This window comes from Tessaracoccus sp., from assembly GCF_016714275.1.
GTDB lineage: Bacteria > Actinomycetota > Actinomycetes > Propionibacteriales > Propionibacteriaceae > Arachnia.
In genome coordinates this window covers 1-16910 of sequence record NZ_JADJNP010000017.1, presented here as the reverse complement: position 1 = coordinate 16910, position 16910 = coordinate 1, and the positions used below count along the sequence as shown (strand labels likewise).

The following is a 16910-nucleotide window of genomic DNA, read 5'->3' as shown; positions in this document are numbered from 1 at the left end:
GGCGATGCCGATGTAATCAACCGATGAGACCGGCGGGCTTGTCGCGGAAGACGCGGTTCACCCGCGCGATCGCCTGCATCAGCCCGTGCCTTCGCGCATCGGCTTGTCAATGTAATATCGTGCATGCAGGGCGCATCGAAACCGGTGAGCCACATGCCCGGACGATGACGATTTTAAGCGCGTCCTTCGGGGGTCCTTCGCGCGTTTGGGGCGAGCAGTTCGCGCCGTGCCCTTGCCGCGCATTAATGCTTTTGCCAGACAAGCGGATCGGACGCCGCGCCGGTCATGACGATTTTTAAGCGCGCCCTGTTCTCATCGTCGCTGTGCCGCCGGGCGGATCAGCTCGTTCAAGTAGAGGGCGACGCAGATGTGGCGGCTCATGCAGACGATCCATTGCGCCTCGGCTGTCCATCGCGGCGAGTCCCGGTCCAAAGTGCTGCACCAAGTCCTCGGCAATGAGGAGAGCCGCCCCCCAGCTCCGACCAGCGCTCTCTACCGTCGCCCATTTGCGTTTCAGACGCCCTGTTCACCGAGCGCCTTCCTCGGCGCCAGATCGGTGACTTCCTAACCGCGAGGTCCGATCTTCGGCCTCCTGGGCACGTTGAGTCCGAGCTGGCGAGCCGGCTCCAGTAGCAGATCGGGACCGTTGCGCCATCCTCGACGGCCCGGTGGATGTCGTAGACGCTGAATGTAGTCGCCGAACACCGCCCGGGCGCTGACGTCCTCCTTCGCGATCGGTGTCCCGGTGAGGCCGATGAACGAGGCGTTCGGCAGACCGTCGCGCAGGTGCTTGGCGCAGCCGTAACGATCTCCCGCGCCTTCTCGCCTTGAAGACCGTACTGGCTGCGGTACGCCTCGTCGGCGAGGACCACCAGTTGAACGGCGGTCGGTGAGGAGCGGATGCCCCCGCCCGCCCGCCCGGGAGGAACTTCTGGAGCGGTGGTGAAGACGCGACCCCGCCGCCGGGCGGGACGCGCAGCGCTTTCGCAGGTCCTGCGGTTCCCGGCTTGACGGGGGGTTTGACGCAGCTGGTCGCGGCAGCGTGCGAAGGTGTGCCGGAAGAGCTGGTCGTCCAGATCGCTGCGGTCGGTCATCACCACTATCGTTGGTTGGCCATCCGCGTGGTGCGGGGATCATCCGCCCGGCGTAGAACGCCATCAGGTGTCAGGCTCTTTTCCGCTCTCTGGTTTGTGCCAGACGACGCCGATCCGCCGGTCGCCAGCCTCGCCGCCGCTCTTGCGGCCCCGACTCGTAGATCCCCTTTCGACGATCTCGCCGCTCCCCAGCGCGGCCGCGCGCAAGGTCTCGGCGACGGCGACGTTGACGGCGTGGAACTGTTGGTAGCCCGCCATCTTCTTGGCGAGCTTGCCGCCGTCGCCTTCTTCGAAGACGACGAAGTGGCGGAGGAGGTCGAGGAAGCGGCGCTTGTCGAAGACGCCCTTCATCAGCACTTCGAGCTCGGGGCTCGACTTCGGCGCGAGGCCGCGGCCGTCGATCGTCCGCCACGGCATGAACCGCTCGCGATCGGCCGTGAGGGCCGAGGCGCGCCGTGGTCCCGTCGGAGGCGACGAGAGGCGACGTTGTAGACGAAGAGCGAGGGGATCTGCTTCCTGTAGGTCTGAAGCTGGCGGAACGCCTTCCACACATCCGCCTTCTCGTCGGCGGCGTTCTTGAAGCTCGATGACGACGAAAGCGGCGGCCCGTTGACGAACAGCACCACGTCGGGCCGGCGGTTGTGGTTCCCCTCGATAACGGTGAACTGGTTGACCGCGAGCCAGTCGTTGTTTTCGGGGCTCTCGGGAGTCGATCACCACGCCTCCGCGCCGGCGATCGAGCCGTCCTTGCGGGCGTACTCGACGTTGACGCCGTCGACCAGCATCCGGTGGACGGCCCGGTTGCGCCCGACGAGATTAGCGCCCTCGGCCAGCAGGAGCTGCGGAAGGCCTCCCAGAGGGCTTCGCCAGGAAGGTCCGGGTTGGCCGCGCGAGCGCCTGCCGAATCTCTCCTCGAGCACCACCTGCCCAGTCCCGCCGCTCCGCGAGAACTCGCCCGGGGCGATGGTCGGGCCGGGCTGGTAGTCGAACCCGAGCCCGGTGGCCCAGGCGAGGGCTGACTCCTCGACGTCAGACTCGGAGAACCCACGGGTGCTCAGCATGTTGCTGTTGCTTTCGTTTGGTTCCAAGCCAAAGAGCCCACGCAACTCATTGGTGTTTCAGCCGAGAACGAAGCCCGGTCTTCGTCCAAAGAGTTGACTCGCCAACGACCTCGTACTCAAGGCGCCGATTGGGCACATCCCCGCGCGTTCGTCTGAAAACGCAGAGCTTCGTCGTGTGTCCGGAGGCGTCGCTGGAAGTGCACCATGGCCGAAGGCCGAAAACGGCCTCATCGCTCCAGAATGAGTATCTGACCTTGACGGAGGTATCTGGTGAAGTCCTGGCTTGATCTTCGGTCAAAGAGATATTGGCGATGGTTCTTGTGAACGCATGGCCCCTGAACACCTCGCACCGAAGCGTTCGAGCATCAGCCTGACCCATGGCGAAGCACCTGGACCTTAGCCAGGTCCTGCAACTGAGTCAGCGTGTCGATAACATCCTCGTGGCATTCGCCTGTCCAAGTGCGCGCCTGTAATTCCGATTGCGCCGCGGTGGAGAAAAGGCGTTCCGTGACTGATTCAGTTCGCGCATTGTCCGAGCGTAGTGATCGGAACGAGGTCCACAATCTGCAAGTCGATGCCATCGGCCTGGGCCTGCAACAGGATCCGCTCAATGTTCAAAAGACGTTGCGCTACGCTGTCGGTGAGGCAATCCTTGAAAGTGAGTGGAGTGCCCAGGCGACGCGAAGGAACCGGCATTCGGACACAGCGATCGCGTGAAAGTGTCGATGAGCGCCTCCCAGGTATCGCGGAGGAATGAGGCGCTGAAGCTCGTTCTCGTACCCGTTCTCGAACCTGTAGAAATAGTGGGCGATCGGCGACGGAAACTCATTGATTACGGGTTCTTTGACCTCTTCTTCGCGCTGTCGCCGAAAATCATCAAACGCTGCTTGATAGGTGTCCGGACTCAAGGTGAAGAGGACGAAACTCGGCCTGGGCTGATAGCCGAGGATGTCCAGCTGGCAGCGCCTGCGGCGAACTGCTCATCCAGCCACTCGTTGTACGGGACGCATGCGCCGAAGTCGGAGGCATCCAGACGATAGGTCATGGGCTAGTCGCCGGTCGGGATGTGCTGGGAACGGGTGCTCGGCATTGTCAACCAGCAAGTCACCCGTCATCAGCCTGGCAATAGCGCATCACGCAAGCCTACCAGCGCTGTCGCCTCGCGCTCGCCTTGGGACAATGCGCTCGCGTGAGGGCCCCTAGCCTGGGTGTCAAAGAGGCGCATCAGCACATCCGGTGGCGTGACGGCAGGTATCGACCGAAAGCTGGACCTGCTGATCTCGAGGAATGTCGATCCGTTCGCTCGACTGATGATCTCGTCGTGCGCAAAGTGTGCCCGGAACATCAGAAGAGGTTGGAGGCCGCCGCTCTCGGCGTCATCGCTACGAAGCCCTGATTGACGGCGACAGGAATGCCTGCGACGGCCAGATATCCAATAGGCCCGCGATGAAAGCAGGACTGTTCCCGGAGGCAGCAAGCCAGAGCTGACTTGCGACAACCCTGAGTCAGTGAGCCGCCGCTCAGTGTTGAGCAGCGCTGGAGCCCTGCGACTAGAGAGGTCCTTTGGAGTTGCCCCAGCGTGGGTACCGCCGTCCCAGAAAGCTGGCTCGGTGGTGCTAAGCGTAGTGCCGCCTGAGAGTTGCGCGAGGTCGGCAACGCACTTGACCTCCCACCCTCTCGGAATCGTTCGAAGGTCAAAGTCTTCGAAGGTGTCTGGAAACTGGTCGGCGATGTGCTTGGGCGGCCCCGTGTCCCGCCCCTCCGCCTTCGCCCGCACCGGATCGAAGTCCACGAACCACGACTGAAGAGCGCCCGCGCCATCGCCTCCAGCGTCTCGCTCATCCGCCGATTCAGTTCGATCTTGTCGTCCAGCGTGCCGAGGATACTGACGATGTCGCGCTGTTCCGAGAGCGAGGGAGGTGCAGAACCAACGAACGCGCCGAGGCCGTGAGATGGTGCGTTGTTGCACGGCGCCCACAAGGTGGGAACTGACGTGGTGAGAGGCGGCCGAATTGACGTAGTAGGCGGAACCTCGGATCCAGCTCCAGGCCCACACCTCACAACTACCAAGTCAGAGCAGTTGGCGATCGGCAGCGAGTCGGGAATCACGGCGCACGCACCTGGCCTCCCGGTTCGTACGATGACGACGTCACCGGGTTCGAGGGCCGACTTTCGGAGCCGATCATGGAAGTCGGACGAAATGAATTTGATGTCGGTGAGATCAATCCTCAGTGAAGTGACGTTCTGAGAGCGGAGGAAGGGGATGCCGCTTGAGATGTACTCGGAGGCCATTGGGCCGACATGGCTAACCGTCACCTCTCTCGGGCGACGTCCTCGAGCCTCCTGGGAGCGCCACCTATTCGCCATATCCGAGTTCCCTCAGGTTGGCGGCGATCAGAGCGTCCAGTCTCGCGCCCTCGGCCTGCTGCTCGCGCAGCGTCGCAGTGAGGCGTTTCATCTTCTTGTCGAACGGCTCGCCGTCGTCCTCGGCGGCCTCGGCGCCGACGTAGCGGCCGGGGGTCAGCACGAGGCCGTGCTTGCGGATCTCCTCGAGCGTCGCGCTCCTGCAGAAGCCCGGCACGTCCTCGTACTTGCCGGCCCTGGCGTCGCCGCGCCAGGCGTGGTAGGTGCCGGCGATCTTGGCGACGTCTTCGTCGGTCAGTTCACGATGAGTTCGGTCGACCATCCGGCCCATCTGTCGCGCGTCGAGGAAGAGCGTTTCGCCGCGACGGTCGCGGAAGCGTCCGTTCTTCTTGTTGCGGGCGAGGAACCAGAGGCAGACCGGGATCTGCGTCGAGTAGAAGAGCTGGCCGGGCAGCGCTACCATGCAATCCACGAGGTCCGCCTCGACCATCGCCTTGCGGATCTCCCCCTCGCCCGACTGGTTGGAGGACATCGAGCCGTTGGCCAGCACGAAGCCGGCCAGTCCATTAGGGGCGAGGTGATGGATGAAGTGCTGTACCCAGGCGAAGTTCGCGTTGCCCGCCGGCGGCGTGCCGAACTGCCAGCGCTTGTCGTCCTTGGGCAGCTCGCCGCGCCAGTCGCTGTCGTTGAACGGCGGATTGGCCAGCACGTAGTCGGCCTTGAGGTCCGGGTGCTGGTCGTTGTGGAAGGTGTCGCCGTGGGCGATCTGCGCGTCGATGCCGCGGATCGCGAGGTTCATCTTGGCCAGCCGCCAGGTGGTGTAGTTCGACTCCTGGCCGTAGATCGCGATGTCGCCGATCTTCCCGCCGTGGGCTTCGACGAACTTCTCGCTCTGGACGAACATGCCGCCCGAGCCGCAGCAGGGGTCGTAGACCCGGCCCTTGTACGGGGCGAGCATCTCGACGTTGCCCTCGGCGCTGGCGAAGCGCGCCAGGAAGTACTCGTAGACGCGGCCGAGCGTGTCCTTGGCGCGGTCGGCGGCGCTGCCCAGCGCGATGTCGCTAACCAGATTGATGATCTGTCCGAGCCGCTGCTTGTCGAGGCCGGCGCGGCCGAAGTCTTTCGGTAGCACGCCTTTGAGCGAAGGGTTGTCGCGTTCGATCGCGGCCATCGCGTCGTCGACTAGCCTGCCGATCGTCGGCTGCGGCGCGCTCGCCTTGAGGTGCGCCCAGCGCGCCTCCTTCGGCACCCAGAAGATGCTGGCGGCGCGGTATTCGTCCGGGTCCTCCGGGTCGGCGCCCTGCGCCTGCTGCGCGGCGAGCTCGGCGTGCTTGGCCTCGAAGGCGTCCGAGATGTACTTCAAGAAGATCAGGCCGAGCACCACGTGCTTGTACTCGGCCGCGTCCATGTTGTTGCGCAGCGCATCGGCCGCCGCCCAGAGCTTGGCCTCGAAGCCGAGCTCGGTGCCGGAGGCCTTCGTCTTGCCGCCTCTCGCCATCGTTCCCCCGTCCTTAGGGTTCGACCCCTCGTCGATAGTCGATCGGGTCGATACAGCCGTCGTAGAAAGCGCGGTCGAAGGGCAGCCAGTCCGTGCGGTTCACGCCGCGCCGGTTCCGGGTAGGTCGGGCTCGTCGGAAATGCCGAGGCGACCTTGATCCAACGCTGCTGAGCGATCGAGATCTGGCGCACCTCGTCGGCCACCTCCGAGAGGTCCTGATCCTGCGACAGGACGAGCGCGACGTCGAAGGCCGCCTCGCGCGCCAGGCGGACGATGTCGAGCGAGCCGCACGTCGACGCCCTTCTCCTGGCCGACGAGCACCGTCGTTGTCGCTCCGCCCGGCAGCGCCACGGTCTGGTTCCGATACTTGAGCTGGCGCGCGAAGGTCACGACACCCCGGGTTCCCATCACGGCTAGCTTCGCGGACCAGAAGTGGTTCCAGCCCGGGTGGTCCTGGGCGCTCGGGATGCCGGTGGAGAAGTAGGTGCCGGCGAGTGTCCAGCCCGCACGCTGGCAGAGCGCGGCGGCCAGCGCCGGGACATCGTAATTGGGGAAGTTTAGCCGAAGGCCTGCCTGACGGCGTAGTAGAGGTTTCTGGCCGTCGATGAAGACGACGGTGCGCTTCGTCGAGGGCTCAGTGGGCACGACCAGAACCTCCCAGAAGCACAAAACCCCGCCGGAGGCCCAGAGGGCTGATCCAGGCGGGGAGCAGATGGATCCATCATCTTTGCGGAAGCGAGGCGTGGTCAAGTGGCGGGACGGCGGCCGGTACGGCGCCGACTCCCTGCCGTGTGTCCGGCCCCGGGCATGGTCCTGAGCCGACACCTTTCAGATCCTCGAGCTCATGGCAGACATGCGGCCCGAAGCCTATCGTCTGAGACCCTGCTCGGCACGCCACGCGAAGGCCTCACGGTGCCGAAGCTCGCCTGGCCGGCGGAGGAACGAGCACCCGCCGCCGTCGGGGACGGCGATGCGGATGGGGAGTGGCGCCGAGGCGGGGCTCGTCTCGACCAGGGAGTTCGTCCCCATCAGTTCTCGATCGCCGTCATGGTGATGCGCAGCCGGGCGTTCGGCGCTGCGAGGAGCTTGTCCACCTCGGAACGCGAGAGCGTGAGCCGGGCGTCGATCGGCGTCACCTTGCGCTCCTCGGCGTCGATTCGTTGCAGGCGGAGGACCTGGAGCTGTTTGTCGCCCGAGAGGATCTCGATGGTGAGCGAGACCCAGCGGTCGAACGAGGCCGGGACGGTGAGCGGCGCGGTGATCTTGAACGTGGCGCCGCGTTTGCCCTTGCCGACCGCTTCGACGGTCAACGACGCGAGAGCGACGCCGTCGATCGAAAACGGCCGCGTCCCGTAGGTCTTCACCGTGCCTTTGCCGTCCTCGGTCAGCAAGGGGGCGAACGGGAGGAGCGGCAGCGAGAGCTTGAGCGGCTGCGGGACCGGGGCGTAGGAGCGGCCCGGCACGACCTTTTCGAGGGCGATCTCGGCGCTGTCGCTGAAGCGGAAGAAGTCGGCGCACAGCTCCTGGCCGGCGAGCTGCTCGGCGGTGAAGGAGCTGGTGGAGAGGCCGATCGCCGCTTCGCTCGCGGTCTTCGCTTCGACCAGCGTGCCGCTCGCCGCGAGCGCCGGGCTCCCCTCGGAGAGCAGGCCCGCCAGGCCCCAGTTCGCCCCGTTGAAACCGCCGCGGACCTGGAGGTTCCCGGCGAGGGGGATCGAGGTCCCGTCGCGCGCCAGCACGGCGCCCGCTCGCAGCACGAGGTGCCTCCGCCGCTGGCGTTGGAGCCGCCGCCGGTGCCGAGCACCGAGCCGGAGGCCGGAGAGTGCCGCGCGATGACGACCTTTCCGTTCACCGCGACGTCCTCGGTCGTGCAGAGCGACACGGGGTCGCCGGCCGAATTTGCCGCCGAGCTCACCGAGCGGACGAGCGCGAGCGGCACCGGCGTGCCGGAGGGCAGTGTCACCGCCGGTGGCGACCAGACGAGTCGACGAATCGACGGTGCGGGCACGACGCGATCGAGGAGCCCCTGGCGCAGGACGATCTCCGGCTGGACCAGGCGGCCTTCGATCACGGTGCCGTCGACGAGCGCGAGCCGCGCAGTGGCCGCCTCGTCGAGCTCCACCGAGGAGAGCGCCTCGAAGGGGGCCTCGATCCTGCCCTGCGATGTCTCGATCGCGAGGCGCTCTCCTGGACCTTCCCGGTCAGCGTCTCACCGTTGGTCAGCACCAGCTCGTCCGGACGCGCGGCGCCGGCACACCATGCCAGTGCGGCGAGCGCGAGGAGTGGGGCCATCCTGCCGGTGCTTGGTCTCGTCATCTCTTCCTCCTCGCGCGTGATCTCGTGGCAGTCGTCCGGACTCGCCCCTGCTTGCGCCTCTCGCCGCGTGTCGTCACTCGCACGTTGCCTCCTCCGCGGGCCGTCTTGGCGGGAGTGAGGCCCCCCGCCCAGGTCCTTCGCGTCGCTCAGGACGACAGCGGGGAAGCGAGGCGCAGATCTCGGCCCATGGCGCTTCGGCGGATCGGTGGCAGATTTCCCGGTGGAGGCTCTGTCCGGCGCGAGTCGGCAGCGCCCTTCTCCTTCTTGAGGTCGCCCCAGTTGCGCGAGCTCCAGTCGTGGCGACGGCATCGCACTCGAGGTCGGCGCGGCGCCACTCCTCCTCCCCCACCACCCAAGACGAACGAACCGGCCATTCCGGTCGCGTCGGGTTCGCGGGGCGAGAAGCTCGAGGGCATCGCGGTGGCTCGGTCCGTGTGCTGCGTCCGGATACTCGCACGGGCAGACGGTGGCGGAGGCCACCCGGATGGGTCGTTGCGGCGGCAGGAGCCGTGCGCGGCCCGGAGTCGGGAAGGAGGGGGGCCCGCGCCGCGCCGCGGGAGTACCATCGATGTCGACGACGAGGCGCCGGTGGGTGATGCCTCTGGGGAGGATGGGTCATGGCGGAAGGACGGAGTGCGACGGCGGCGGCGCCGCTGACGCGGAGGACGGCGGAGCGGATCGCGACGAGCTACCTCGAGTCGCGCAACCGCGGCGAGCTCGACCGGCTCGACGCGATCTACGACCCGGCGGTCGTCGTGCACGACTGCGGCGTGCCGGAGCCCCTCGGCGGGCTCGCGGCGCTCAAGGCCTACTACCGGCAGAGCCACGAGGGCATGCCCGACCTGCGCTTCGAGCTCGAGGAGCCGATCGTCGAGGGCGACCGGATGGCGCTGCGCTGGACGGCGACCGGCACCCACACGGGCAACCTGCGCGGGCTGCCGCCGACCGGCCGGGCGATGCGCTTCACGGGGACGGTGATCGACCGCGTCGTCGACGGGCGGATCGTCGAAGAGTGGGTGGACTACGACACCGCCGGCGTGCTGCTGCAGCTCGGATTCACCCTCGTGCCGCCGGGAGGTGGGGCGGGGAGCTGAGCGCCGCACGCGCTTCCGGGGTGGGGTGGGTGGAAGCAGGTGGAAACCGGGACAGGCACCGATTCGGTGAGCGGGAGAGCTCGGAACCGGTGCCTGTCCCCCTTTGCTGGGGGGCCGGGTGTTACTTCCCCGGCACCTTGTAGGCGAGGCGGGCGAAGTAGCCGGCGCCGTTGAAGCCCATCTGGATGTTCTCCCAGCGGGCGCCGTTCTCGGTCTCGTTCGGGTCCTGCTCGGTCGGCATGGCGTCGAAGATGTTCGTGCCGCCGACGACGAGGCGGAACCGCGCGGAGAGCTCGAAGCCGAAGTCGACGTCGGCGGTCCAGCGCGGCGCGTAGTGCTGCGGCGGGGCGGTCGGGTCGTCGAGCTGCGTCCAGGTGCCGGACTCGACGGCGCCGAAGTAGGTCAGGCGCGCTCCGGTCGACCAGCGGCCGCGGCGGAAGTCGCCGCCGAAGGTCCCCCTTCCACTCGGGCGCCGAGCCCTCGACGAAGTAGCGCTCGCGGGTGTTGAAGTAGACGTCCTCCTTGCCCGCGAGGCCGGGAGCCGGGTTGATCCGCTGAACGTCTGACTTGTTGTAGTTGAGCGCCGCGAAGGTGTTCAGCTTGCCGCCGGCGAGCTCGATCCGGCGACCGAGGGTGAAGTCCATGCCGCGCGTGCGGGTGTCGATCGCGTTGGTGAAGAAGCGCGCCTCGGCGAGGTTCTGCGCCGCGATCAGCGCGCCGATGTCCGGGTCGTCGGTGGTGAAGCCGCCGGTGAGCACGATGCGGTCGTCGATGTCGATCTGGTAGAGGTCGAGCGTCAGCTCGACGTCGGCGCCCGAGGACCAGGTGCCGCCGAGCGAGTAGTTGCGCGAGGTCTCCTCCTGAGGTCGGGGATGCCGACCCGGCGGGCGAGCTCGCTGTCGTTCGGCGCCAGCTTGACGTCGGCCGCCTCGCCGGCGATGAAGTCGGTGAAGGTCGAGCTGAAGTAGCGCTGGTGGAGCGACGGGGCGCGGAAGCCGGTCGAGGCCGAGCCGCGCAGCGTGAAGTCGCCGACGTGGTAGCCGAACGAGACCTTGCCGTTGAAGGTGCTGCCGAAGTCGCTGTAGTCCTCGCCGCGCAGCGCGAGGGTGACGAGGAGCCGCTCGCTGGCCTGGAGCTCGGTGTCGACGTAGGCGGCGACGCTCGAGCGCGAGGCGTCGACTTCGTCGACCGGCTGAAAGCCGGGGAAGCCCTGCGAGCCGGCGTTGCCGCCGCCCGGGCCGTCGAAGTCGCCCCACGAGCCCGGCTCGCCGGCGCCGATCGTGTAGGTCTCGCGGCGGTACTCGACCCCGGCCGAGAGCCCGACGCCGCGCAGGATGCCGGCGAAGTGGCGCGTCAGGTCGAGGTTCGTCGTGTGCTGGGTGAAGCGGAAGCCGCCGGCGTCGAAGACGGTCGGCGAGAGGCCGCCGTTCTGCGTCGCGATCGAGGCGTTCAGCGTGTGGCGGATGGTGTAGTCCATCGCGTTGCTGCCGTAGGTCGACGAGAGATCGGCCACCCATTCGCCGAAGGGCGGCGGAAGCCGAAGGAGAGCCTCGGTGTCGTCGATGTCGGTGCCGATGTCGGGGACGAAACCGGCCGGGTACATCGCCGCCGAGTTGCGCGACGGGATGTCGTCCGAGCCGAGCCCATCGCGGAACCAGGCGCCGGCGACGCCCTTGCGCCGGTTGTAGCCGCCGTGGCCGTAAAAGGCGCCCCCCTCGCCGACCGGCAGGTCGAGGTTGAACATCGCCGTGGCGTTCTTCGTCTCGGCGTCGCCGATGCGGCGGGGCTCGCCCTCGCCGGCGCGATTGGTCTCGCCGCGCGAAAGGTATTCGGCGGTGAGGTTGAGCGTGCCGCCGTTGCCCACCGCCTGGCCGTAGTAGACGGAGGCCTGGCCCATCTCGCCGTCGCCGGCGGTGTAGGCGCCCCCGGCGAGCGTCACGTCGAGGCCGGTGTCTTCGCGCAGGACGATGTTGATCACGCCGGCGATGGCGTCGGAGCCGTACTGCGCCGCGGCGCCGTCGCGCAGCACCTCGATCCGGTCGATGGCGGCGACCGGGATCGTGTTGAGGTCGGTGCCGACGTTGCCGCGCGCCCGCGTGCCGAAGATGTAGACGAGCGAGGAGGGTGTGGCGCCGCTTGCCGTTGACCAGCACCAGCACCTGGTCCGGACCGAGGCCGCGCAGCGTCGCGGCGTCGACGTGGTCGCTGCCGTCGGAGCCCGACCTGCCGGTTCGAGTTGAACGACGGGGCGGTGAACTGCAGGAGCTGACCGAGGTCGAGTTGGCCGGCGTCGTTGGCGAGCTCGGCGACCGGCAGCAGGTCGACCGGCACCGGGGTCTCCGTGCGCACCCGCTCGGTGCTGCGGCTGCCGACCTCGATCACCTCGGAGAAGTGGTCGTGCGGCTCCTCCTGCGCCTCCTCGTGCGGCGTGCCCGCCGGCGGGGCGGGCGTCGGCGTCGCCGCCGGTGCGGGCGCCTGGGCGACGGCCGGCGCGAGCGGCGCGACGCCGAGTGCCAGCAGCAGCGCGACGAGCCACGACCGCCGCGCTCTTCCGAGTACGATTCGATGCTCCTTGCCCACGATCGACATGGTGTTGCCTCCCCCCTCGACAGCAAGTTGTTTGGTGGCGCGGACTCTACAACGGGGGGGCCGGGCGTGCAACGCCGAGTCCGCGGTGAGGGAGTGGCCCCGCGGCGAGGACGGGACTTCCTGGGTCAGGGGCGAGTCCGGAAGGGGTTTTCGACGCGAACGCCGTCGTCGCTGCGCCCGTGGGCGAGGCCCTCGGAGAGGAGGAGGTCGCAGCCGAGCGCGCGCGGCCTCGAGCACGGCCGCATCCCAGTAGGAGAGTCGATGCCGCTCGCAGGTGGCGATCGCTGCTCGCATCACCTCCGGGGTGGTCTCCTGCACGGGGAAGCGCAGGAACGCCTCGACGAGACCGGCGGCCTGAGCGCGCGTCAGGCCGTCGCTACGCGACGGTCGGGTCGCTCGTTTCCCCTGGTGGTGACGGCGCCGCAGAGGGCGGAGCGGAGCCTTTCCGCTTCAGCCGAGCGCCGCGTGGATCCGCCGGGCGACCTCGGGGTCGTCGAGGTAGCCGGCGATGCCGTGACGGTTCTCGGTGCGGTTGCGGACGCCGCGGTAGTTCTCGATCGCCGGAGCGGGCGGATCGAGCGGGAAGTGCGTCGGGTCGAGCGGGTAGAGGGCGACGACGTCGCGTTCGTCGAGGGCGTTGAACCAGGCGCCGGCGCAGCGCGGCAAGCGCAGGGTGTCGGCGTTGGCGAGCTCGCGGCGGACCTCCTGGATGCCGAGCGGCGAGCCGAGGGTGACGAAGAGCGGCACCTTCCAGCCGGCGAGCTCGCCGGCCCGGCGCAGCAGGCGGTAGGCGACGATCGTGCCGAGCGAGTGGGCGACGACGACCATCTCGCGCTCGGCGGTGAAGGCGGCGCGGACGCCGCTCTCGATCGCTTCGCGCAGCCGCGCCTGGTGGAGATAGCGGTAGACGTCGCGGGTGAAGAGGGCGAGGCTCGCGCCGCTGGCGGGGGACGTAGCGGTCGAGGGCGGCCAAAAGTGCCTGCGTCCACTCCCAGTTGAGCGGCCCGCGGGTGCGGGTCGTCGCCCGGAGAGCCGGCTCCCGGTTCGAGACAGGCCGCGACGGCGTCCTCGTCGAGGCCGGCGGCGCGACCTGCCTGCTCGACCACGGCGGCGAGGAACGCCTCGTCCGGCGCGCCGGCGGCGAGACCGCGGACGACGACCGGTGCGGACGCGTCCGGGGCGACGCCGTGGTCGAGGTCGCGCAAGGTGTCGCCGTAGTAGGGGAAGGCGACGTCGGCGGCGTCGATCGGCAGGCGGTCGACGCCGATCCGGCGCAGCCCCTCGCCGAGGGCCTCGAGCCAATTCACCCTTGAGCGCGGCCGGGTCCTTGCCCTGCGCGCGACCGTGGACGAAGACGAGCTTGCGGTTCATCGGGGTCTCCTGGCGCGGAAGGTGCGATCGACGAGCGCGGCGCCGCGCCGGTCGACGACCGTCCACGGCGACGGCAAGCGGTGTCGGGTGAGCGCCGCGAGCACGGTCGGCAGCTCCCGGCCGCGAGCGCCAAGCGCCCAGCCGGCGCTCGCCAGCGGCACGCCGGGGAACGGGTCGGCGAGAGGCCCGCCGTCGAGCAGCGCGAGGTCGACGAGGCTCGCGCCGCCGAGCGCGCAGGCGCACCGCGATCGCGGCGACGCGTTCCTCCTCGCCGCGCTCGTGCCAGGCGTAGGCGGCGAGCAGCGCGAGCGCCGGGTCGAAGCGGGATCGGCCGCGGCGAGACGGCTGGCGAGCGCCTGGAGGGTCGCGTCGTCGAGTCGCCGGAGCCCGCGGCGAGCCAGCACGGACGCGGCGGCGCGCAGGTCGCGCTGCGTGTCGAGCGGGGTCGATGCGGCTCGACGGGCGGGAGCGCTGACGGCGAACGAGGCGAGCACGCACCCGTCGAAGACGAGCTCGGTGGTGCGGCCGGGGAAGACCGGCACGAGGGCGCCGTGCCCGGTGTCGACGCGCACGAGCGCCAGGGTCGGGGCAGCGAGCGACGGCGGGAGCGGCGCGAAGCTCCCGCCCGGGCGACGGCGCAGGGCGAGGCCGTCGGCGAGCCGGGCGCCGGCGAGACGCGCGCCGTGCACCCGCACGCCGGCGCTCGCCGCGGGTGGCCAGGCGCGCGTCCGCGGCGAGGCGCGAGGGCTTCGGCGCGGAGCGCCCGCGCCAGCCGCGCCGCCGCGTCGACCTCCGGCCGCAGCGGTCGACGACGGCGGGCCGGCTGGGTGCGGGCTGCGGTGCGGGCTGGCCCGACGCTCCATTCGACTCTCTCCCGCTCGGGGCGTCGGCGAAGAAGGCACGCGCGACCGCCGGAGCGCTCGGAGGTTCAGCGGAGGCCGCGGTGCCCTTGCGTGCCCGGCGCGCCGCGCCGGCGCGCGGCAGCGTGGCGAGTCGCGAGATCCAGCGCCGGCGCGAGGTGATGATCGCGTCGGGGGTCTGCTCGAGCGTCAGCGGCAGCCCGGCCTCGGTGAGTCGCGCCGGAACCCGCGCGGCGAGCGTGTCGGCGAGCGGCCAGGGAAGACCGCGTGATACGGCTCGCCCTCGCCCGGGACGACCTCCTCGACGGCGTCGCGAAAGCGCCCTGGAGCGCCCTCGAGGAGGACGGCGGAGTAGACGGCGCGGTACGGGGGCGTGGGGCTTCGGTGCTCGTACTTCGAGCGCCGGCTCGCCGGAGCAGCGGGCGCGAAGAACTGGTCGACGGCGCGGCTCGGCACGCCGCCGGCGGGCGCAGCAAGTTGGTCTTCGCCGGGGCGCAGCCCCTGGTGGGCACGCTCGTCGCGGCGGTGCGGCAGGCGTCGGAGAAGACGACGACGTGGCGTTCTCACCGGCGTGAGCGCCTTCTCGACGCTGCCGGCGAGATGGATCGCCTGTTCGGGTCGCGCCGCCGCCGAGAGGAGCCAGACCTCGCCGCCGTGGACGTAGAGGCCGTGCTCCGGAGAAGTAGACGAAGAGTTGGAAGTTCGGGGTCGCCGGCGAGGAGCGACTCGACGGCGGGAGAAGACGCGGGCGAAGGTGACCCGCCCGTGATCGATCGGTGAGCGTGGCGATCGCCGTGGTGTCGGATCTTCTTGTCTGCGCACTGCCTCAGGCGGCGAGGCGCTCGGCCGCTTCGATCGCGTCGTCGAGCGGCGGCAACCCCTTCGCCCTGCCGACGCCGATGAAGACCCCCGCCCGTTTCACCTCGCCGCGGTCCTCCGCTCGCAGCTTCGCGCGGTTCGCCCTGGCGGAGTGGACGCCCGCGACGCACGAATTCTCGCGTAGCGGCCGGCCCGTCACCTCGATGGACAGCGCGGCGACCGTCTCACACCCGCCGCCGACCTGGGGTGGTCGACGCGGCGACGCGCAGGCCCCGTGGCTCGGTGCCGCGGAGGTAAGGGAACGGTGGGCGAAGGTCGAGGGGCCGCTCCGGCGGCTCAGGGAAGGCTTCGCGCAGCATGACGAGGAGCAGTGGGTCGGCTCGGGGGTGGCGTCGAGGGCGCGCGGTACGCCGGGCGGGCAGGCGCACGACCGTCCCGGGGGTGGCGCGGACGGCGGTGCCGTTGATGGTGAGAGGTCGAGGGGCGCCGTCGAGCACGAGCACCAGGGCGTCGAACGGCGCGCGTTCCGGAGAGTCCCTGGCCGGCGTCGAACGCGGGAAGCGCCAGGTTGCCGCCTCTCGGTCTTGGCGAGGACCCGGGCTGGCGATGCCCCTGCGGCGTCGGGGTGACGAGCGAGGCGAGCCGAGGCCTCGGCGGGAGCAGCAGGTGTGGAGGAGTCTGGGGACATCGTGGGGTCTCCGCGTCGTGGCGCAGCCGCGAGCGTCGGATGTCTGGCGCGTCCGTCGGCGAGCTGCACGCCTGCCAGGTTCGAGCCGGCGACGACGATAGTCCTGCGGGCCCGGCGGCGCCATGACCTGATCAGGTCGAGCGCCGCGCGCCTGTGGATCGGGCGAGTCGGCGCGGCGGTCCGCTTCCGTCTTTGCTCTCGCACCCCTGGTACGCGCCCGGCGATGGCTCTCCGCGGTCGCTCTACGAGCGTCACTTGCCGCCGCACCCCGTCCACGTCGTCGTGCGGATCGACGCGCGGCCGATAACGGCGCCCTCGTCGTGCCGCGATCGACGGGCGAGGTCCTGGAGACGGTTTCGGTCGGGGGCACAACCTCGCCTTCTACCGGCCTGGAGGCGGTGACGCGGCTGATCGGCCCGAGCCGTCGGAGGCGATGTGGATCTGGCGCAGCCGTGGCGAGATCGCTCGGGCCGCCGTGACGGTCGAGACGGTCGTGGCCTCGGCGGAAAGAAGATCTCCGCTCGCCGACGCGAGCGTCGACAGCGTCGTGTCGACTCATTAACCTTCGCACCGCGTTTGCCGGAGCGAGCCGCGCGCTCGGCGAGGTGAAGCGCGTTGCTCCGGCCCGGCGGACGCGGCCGTTTCTGCGAGCGCCGCGAGGCGCCGGACGCGACGGTGTGGCGCTGGCAGCAGCGCCTCGATCCGGGCTCGGGACCCGCGCGGCGGGTGGCTGCCACCTCGGCCGGCCGATCGCAGCGCTCGTCGCGGCCGCGGGCTTCGCCCTCGACGATCTCGAAACGGCCTACCTGAGCGCGCCCTGCGACCGGCGGCGGGCGTTCAACTACCGCGGCGCCGCGCGGCCGGCCGAGGGGAACGAAGCCGCCGGTCAGCGGCCAGAGCCAGCCGAAGAAGCCGGCGGTGACGAGCGAGTAGATCAGGCCGTCGGTGACGTGCTTGAACGTCACCCCCACGGCTGACCGCGCCAGATCGAATCGACGACCTGGCTGAGACCGTAGGCCATGAAGGCGCAGGCACCGACGACGCGGAAGACGGCGAGAGTAGTAGCCCCGGCGCCACCGCAAGTGCCGCGAGGTAGCGGTGAAGAAGCTGACGACGAGGCAGTAGACGAGCCAGGTGCCGAGGTACTTGCTCATCGCCG

Annotated in this window: 17 protein-coding genes and 2 pseudogenes; 4 read left to right on the top strand and 15 right to left on the bottom strand. The window is 69.5% G+C overall.

All coding sequences use genetic code 11. The annotated features are described in order from the left end of the window. Positions 1-564: 564 nt before the first annotated feature. The 4 genes and pseudogenes from IPJ61_RS22485 to IPJ61_RS21465 form a co-directional block, all read right to left on the bottom strand. Entirely contained in the window at positions 565-1137 is a 573-nt protein-coding gene (locus IPJ61_RS22485; protein WP_366506048.1) for a hypothetical protein, read from the bottom strand. 20 nt (positions 1138-1157) lie between these two features. Continuing rightward, on the bottom strand, positions 1158-1511 hold the full coding sequence (locus IPJ61_RS21470; protein ID WP_297112710.1) for a hypothetical protein: 354 nt from the start codon (positions 1509-1511) through the stop codon (positions 1158-1160). Then, a pseudogene (locus IPJ61_RS22480) lies at positions 1445-1786 on the bottom strand (type I restriction endonuclease); the annotation flags it as partial. The pseudogene IPJ61_RS22480 and the gene IPJ61_RS21470, both read right to left, overlap by 67 nt. A 21-nt stretch (positions 1787-1807) precedes the next feature. Next, a complete protein-coding gene (locus IPJ61_RS21465) occupies positions 1808-2155 on the bottom strand; it encodes a hypothetical protein (protein ID WP_297112708.1) in 348 nt (115 codons plus the stop codon). Positions 2156-2662: 507 nt separating this feature from the next. Here IPJ61_RS21465 and IPJ61_RS21460 point away from each other — a divergent pair. After that, positions 2663-2872, top strand: coding sequence for a hypothetical protein (locus tag IPJ61_RS21460; protein WP_297112705.1), 210 nt, complete (start codon positions 2663-2665; stop codon positions 2870-2872). Between the two features lie 1639 nt (positions 2873-4511). On the opposite strand, the gene IPJ61_RS21455 is transcribed toward IPJ61_RS21460, so the two are convergent. From IPJ61_RS21455 to IPJ61_RS21445, 3 genes are all read right to left on the bottom strand, one after another. Further along, positions 4512-6017, bottom strand: coding sequence for a type I restriction-modification system subunit M (locus IPJ61_RS21455; RefSeq protein WP_297112702.1), 1506 nt, complete (start codon positions 6015-6017; stop codon positions 4512-4514). 99 nt (positions 6018-6116) lie between these two features. After that, positions 6117-6662: a hypothetical protein gene (locus IPJ61_RS21450; protein WP_297112699.1), complete on the bottom strand. Its 546-nt coding sequence runs from the start codon at positions 6660-6662 to the stop codon at positions 6117-6119. A 383-nt stretch (positions 6663-7045) separates the two neighbouring features. Beyond that, positions 7046-7771, bottom strand: a complete 726-nt coding sequence (locus IPJ61_RS21445; RefSeq protein WP_297112696.1) for a hypothetical protein — start codon at positions 7769-7771, stop codon at positions 7046-7048. 1176 nt (positions 7772-8947) lie between these two features. On the opposite strand from IPJ61_RS21445, the gene IPJ61_RS21440 reads away from it, so the two are divergent. Next, complete coding sequence (locus IPJ61_RS21440) at positions 8948-9424, top strand: ester cyclase (protein ID WP_297112693.1); 477 nt, start codon at positions 8948-8950, stop codon at positions 9422-9424. Positions 9425-10017: 593 nt separating this feature from the next. On the opposite strand, the pseudogene IPJ61_RS22475 reads toward IPJ61_RS21440, so the two are convergent. From IPJ61_RS22475 to IPJ61_RS21420, 4 genes and pseudogenes are all read right to left on the bottom strand, one after another. After that, positions 10018-10224: pseudogene (locus tag IPJ61_RS22475) on the bottom strand (hypothetical protein); the annotation flags it as partial. Next, a complete protein-coding gene (locus IPJ61_RS21430) occupies positions 10221-11483 on the bottom strand; it encodes a TonB-dependent receptor plug domain-containing protein (protein ID WP_366506047.1) in 1263 nt (420 codons plus the stop codon). The pseudogene IPJ61_RS22475 and the gene IPJ61_RS21430, both read right to left, overlap by 4 nt. Further along, positions 11399-12013 carry a hypothetical protein gene (locus IPJ61_RS21425; RefSeq protein WP_297112686.1) on the bottom strand — a complete coding sequence of 205 codons (615 nt, stop codon included), beginning with the start codon at positions 12011-12013 and terminating at the stop codon, positions 11399-11401. Before IPJ61_RS21425 ends, IPJ61_RS21430 begins: the two co-directional genes overlap by 85 nt. Positions 12014-12463: 450 nt before the next feature. Then, positions 12464-12841, bottom strand: coding sequence for a hypothetical protein (locus tag IPJ61_RS21420; RefSeq protein ID WP_297112683.1), 378 nt, complete (start codon positions 12839-12841; stop codon positions 12464-12466). A 167-nt stretch (positions 12842-13008) separates the two neighbouring features. Here IPJ61_RS21420 and IPJ61_RS21415 point away from each other — a divergent pair, with 167 nt between their 5' ends. Beyond that, positions 13009-13326 carry a hypothetical protein gene (locus IPJ61_RS21415; RefSeq protein ID WP_297112680.1) on the top strand — a complete coding sequence of 106 codons (318 nt, stop codon included), beginning with the start codon at positions 13009-13011 and terminating at the stop codon, positions 13324-13326. A gap of 54 nt (positions 13327-13380) precedes the next feature. Here the strand turns inward: IPJ61_RS21415 and IPJ61_RS21410 are convergent, their stop codons facing one another. The 4 genes from IPJ61_RS21410 to IPJ61_RS21395 all read right to left on the bottom strand — a co-directional run bounded on the left by IPJ61_RS21410 (position 13381) and on the right by IPJ61_RS21395 (position 15560). Continuing rightward, positions 13381-14247 carry a hypothetical protein gene (locus IPJ61_RS21410; protein ID WP_297112677.1) on the bottom strand — a complete coding sequence of 289 codons (867 nt, stop codon included), beginning with the start codon at positions 14245-14247 and terminating at the stop codon, positions 13381-13383. Between the two features lie 186 nt (positions 14248-14433). After that, positions 14434-14811, bottom strand: a complete 378-nt coding sequence (locus IPJ61_RS21405) for a hypothetical protein (RefSeq protein WP_297112674.1) — start codon at positions 14809-14811, stop codon at positions 14434-14436. 259 nt (positions 14812-15070) lie between these two features. Next, positions 15071-15262: a hypothetical protein gene (locus IPJ61_RS21400; protein ID WP_297112672.1), complete on the bottom strand. Its 192-nt coding sequence runs from the start codon at positions 15260-15262 to the stop codon at positions 15071-15073. A gap of 25 nt (positions 15263-15287) precedes the next feature. Further along, positions 15288-15560: a hypothetical protein gene (locus IPJ61_RS21395; RefSeq protein WP_297112669.1), complete on the bottom strand. Its 273-nt coding sequence runs from the start codon at positions 15558-15560 to the stop codon at positions 15288-15290. A gap of 868 nt (positions 15561-16428) precedes the next feature. Between IPJ61_RS21395 and IPJ61_RS21390 the strand changes: the two genes are divergently transcribed. Next, entirely contained in the window at positions 16429-16728 is a 300-nt protein-coding gene (locus IPJ61_RS21390) for a hypothetical protein (protein ID WP_297112666.1), read from the top strand. The last annotated feature ends 182 nt before the right edge of the window (positions 16729-16910 follow it).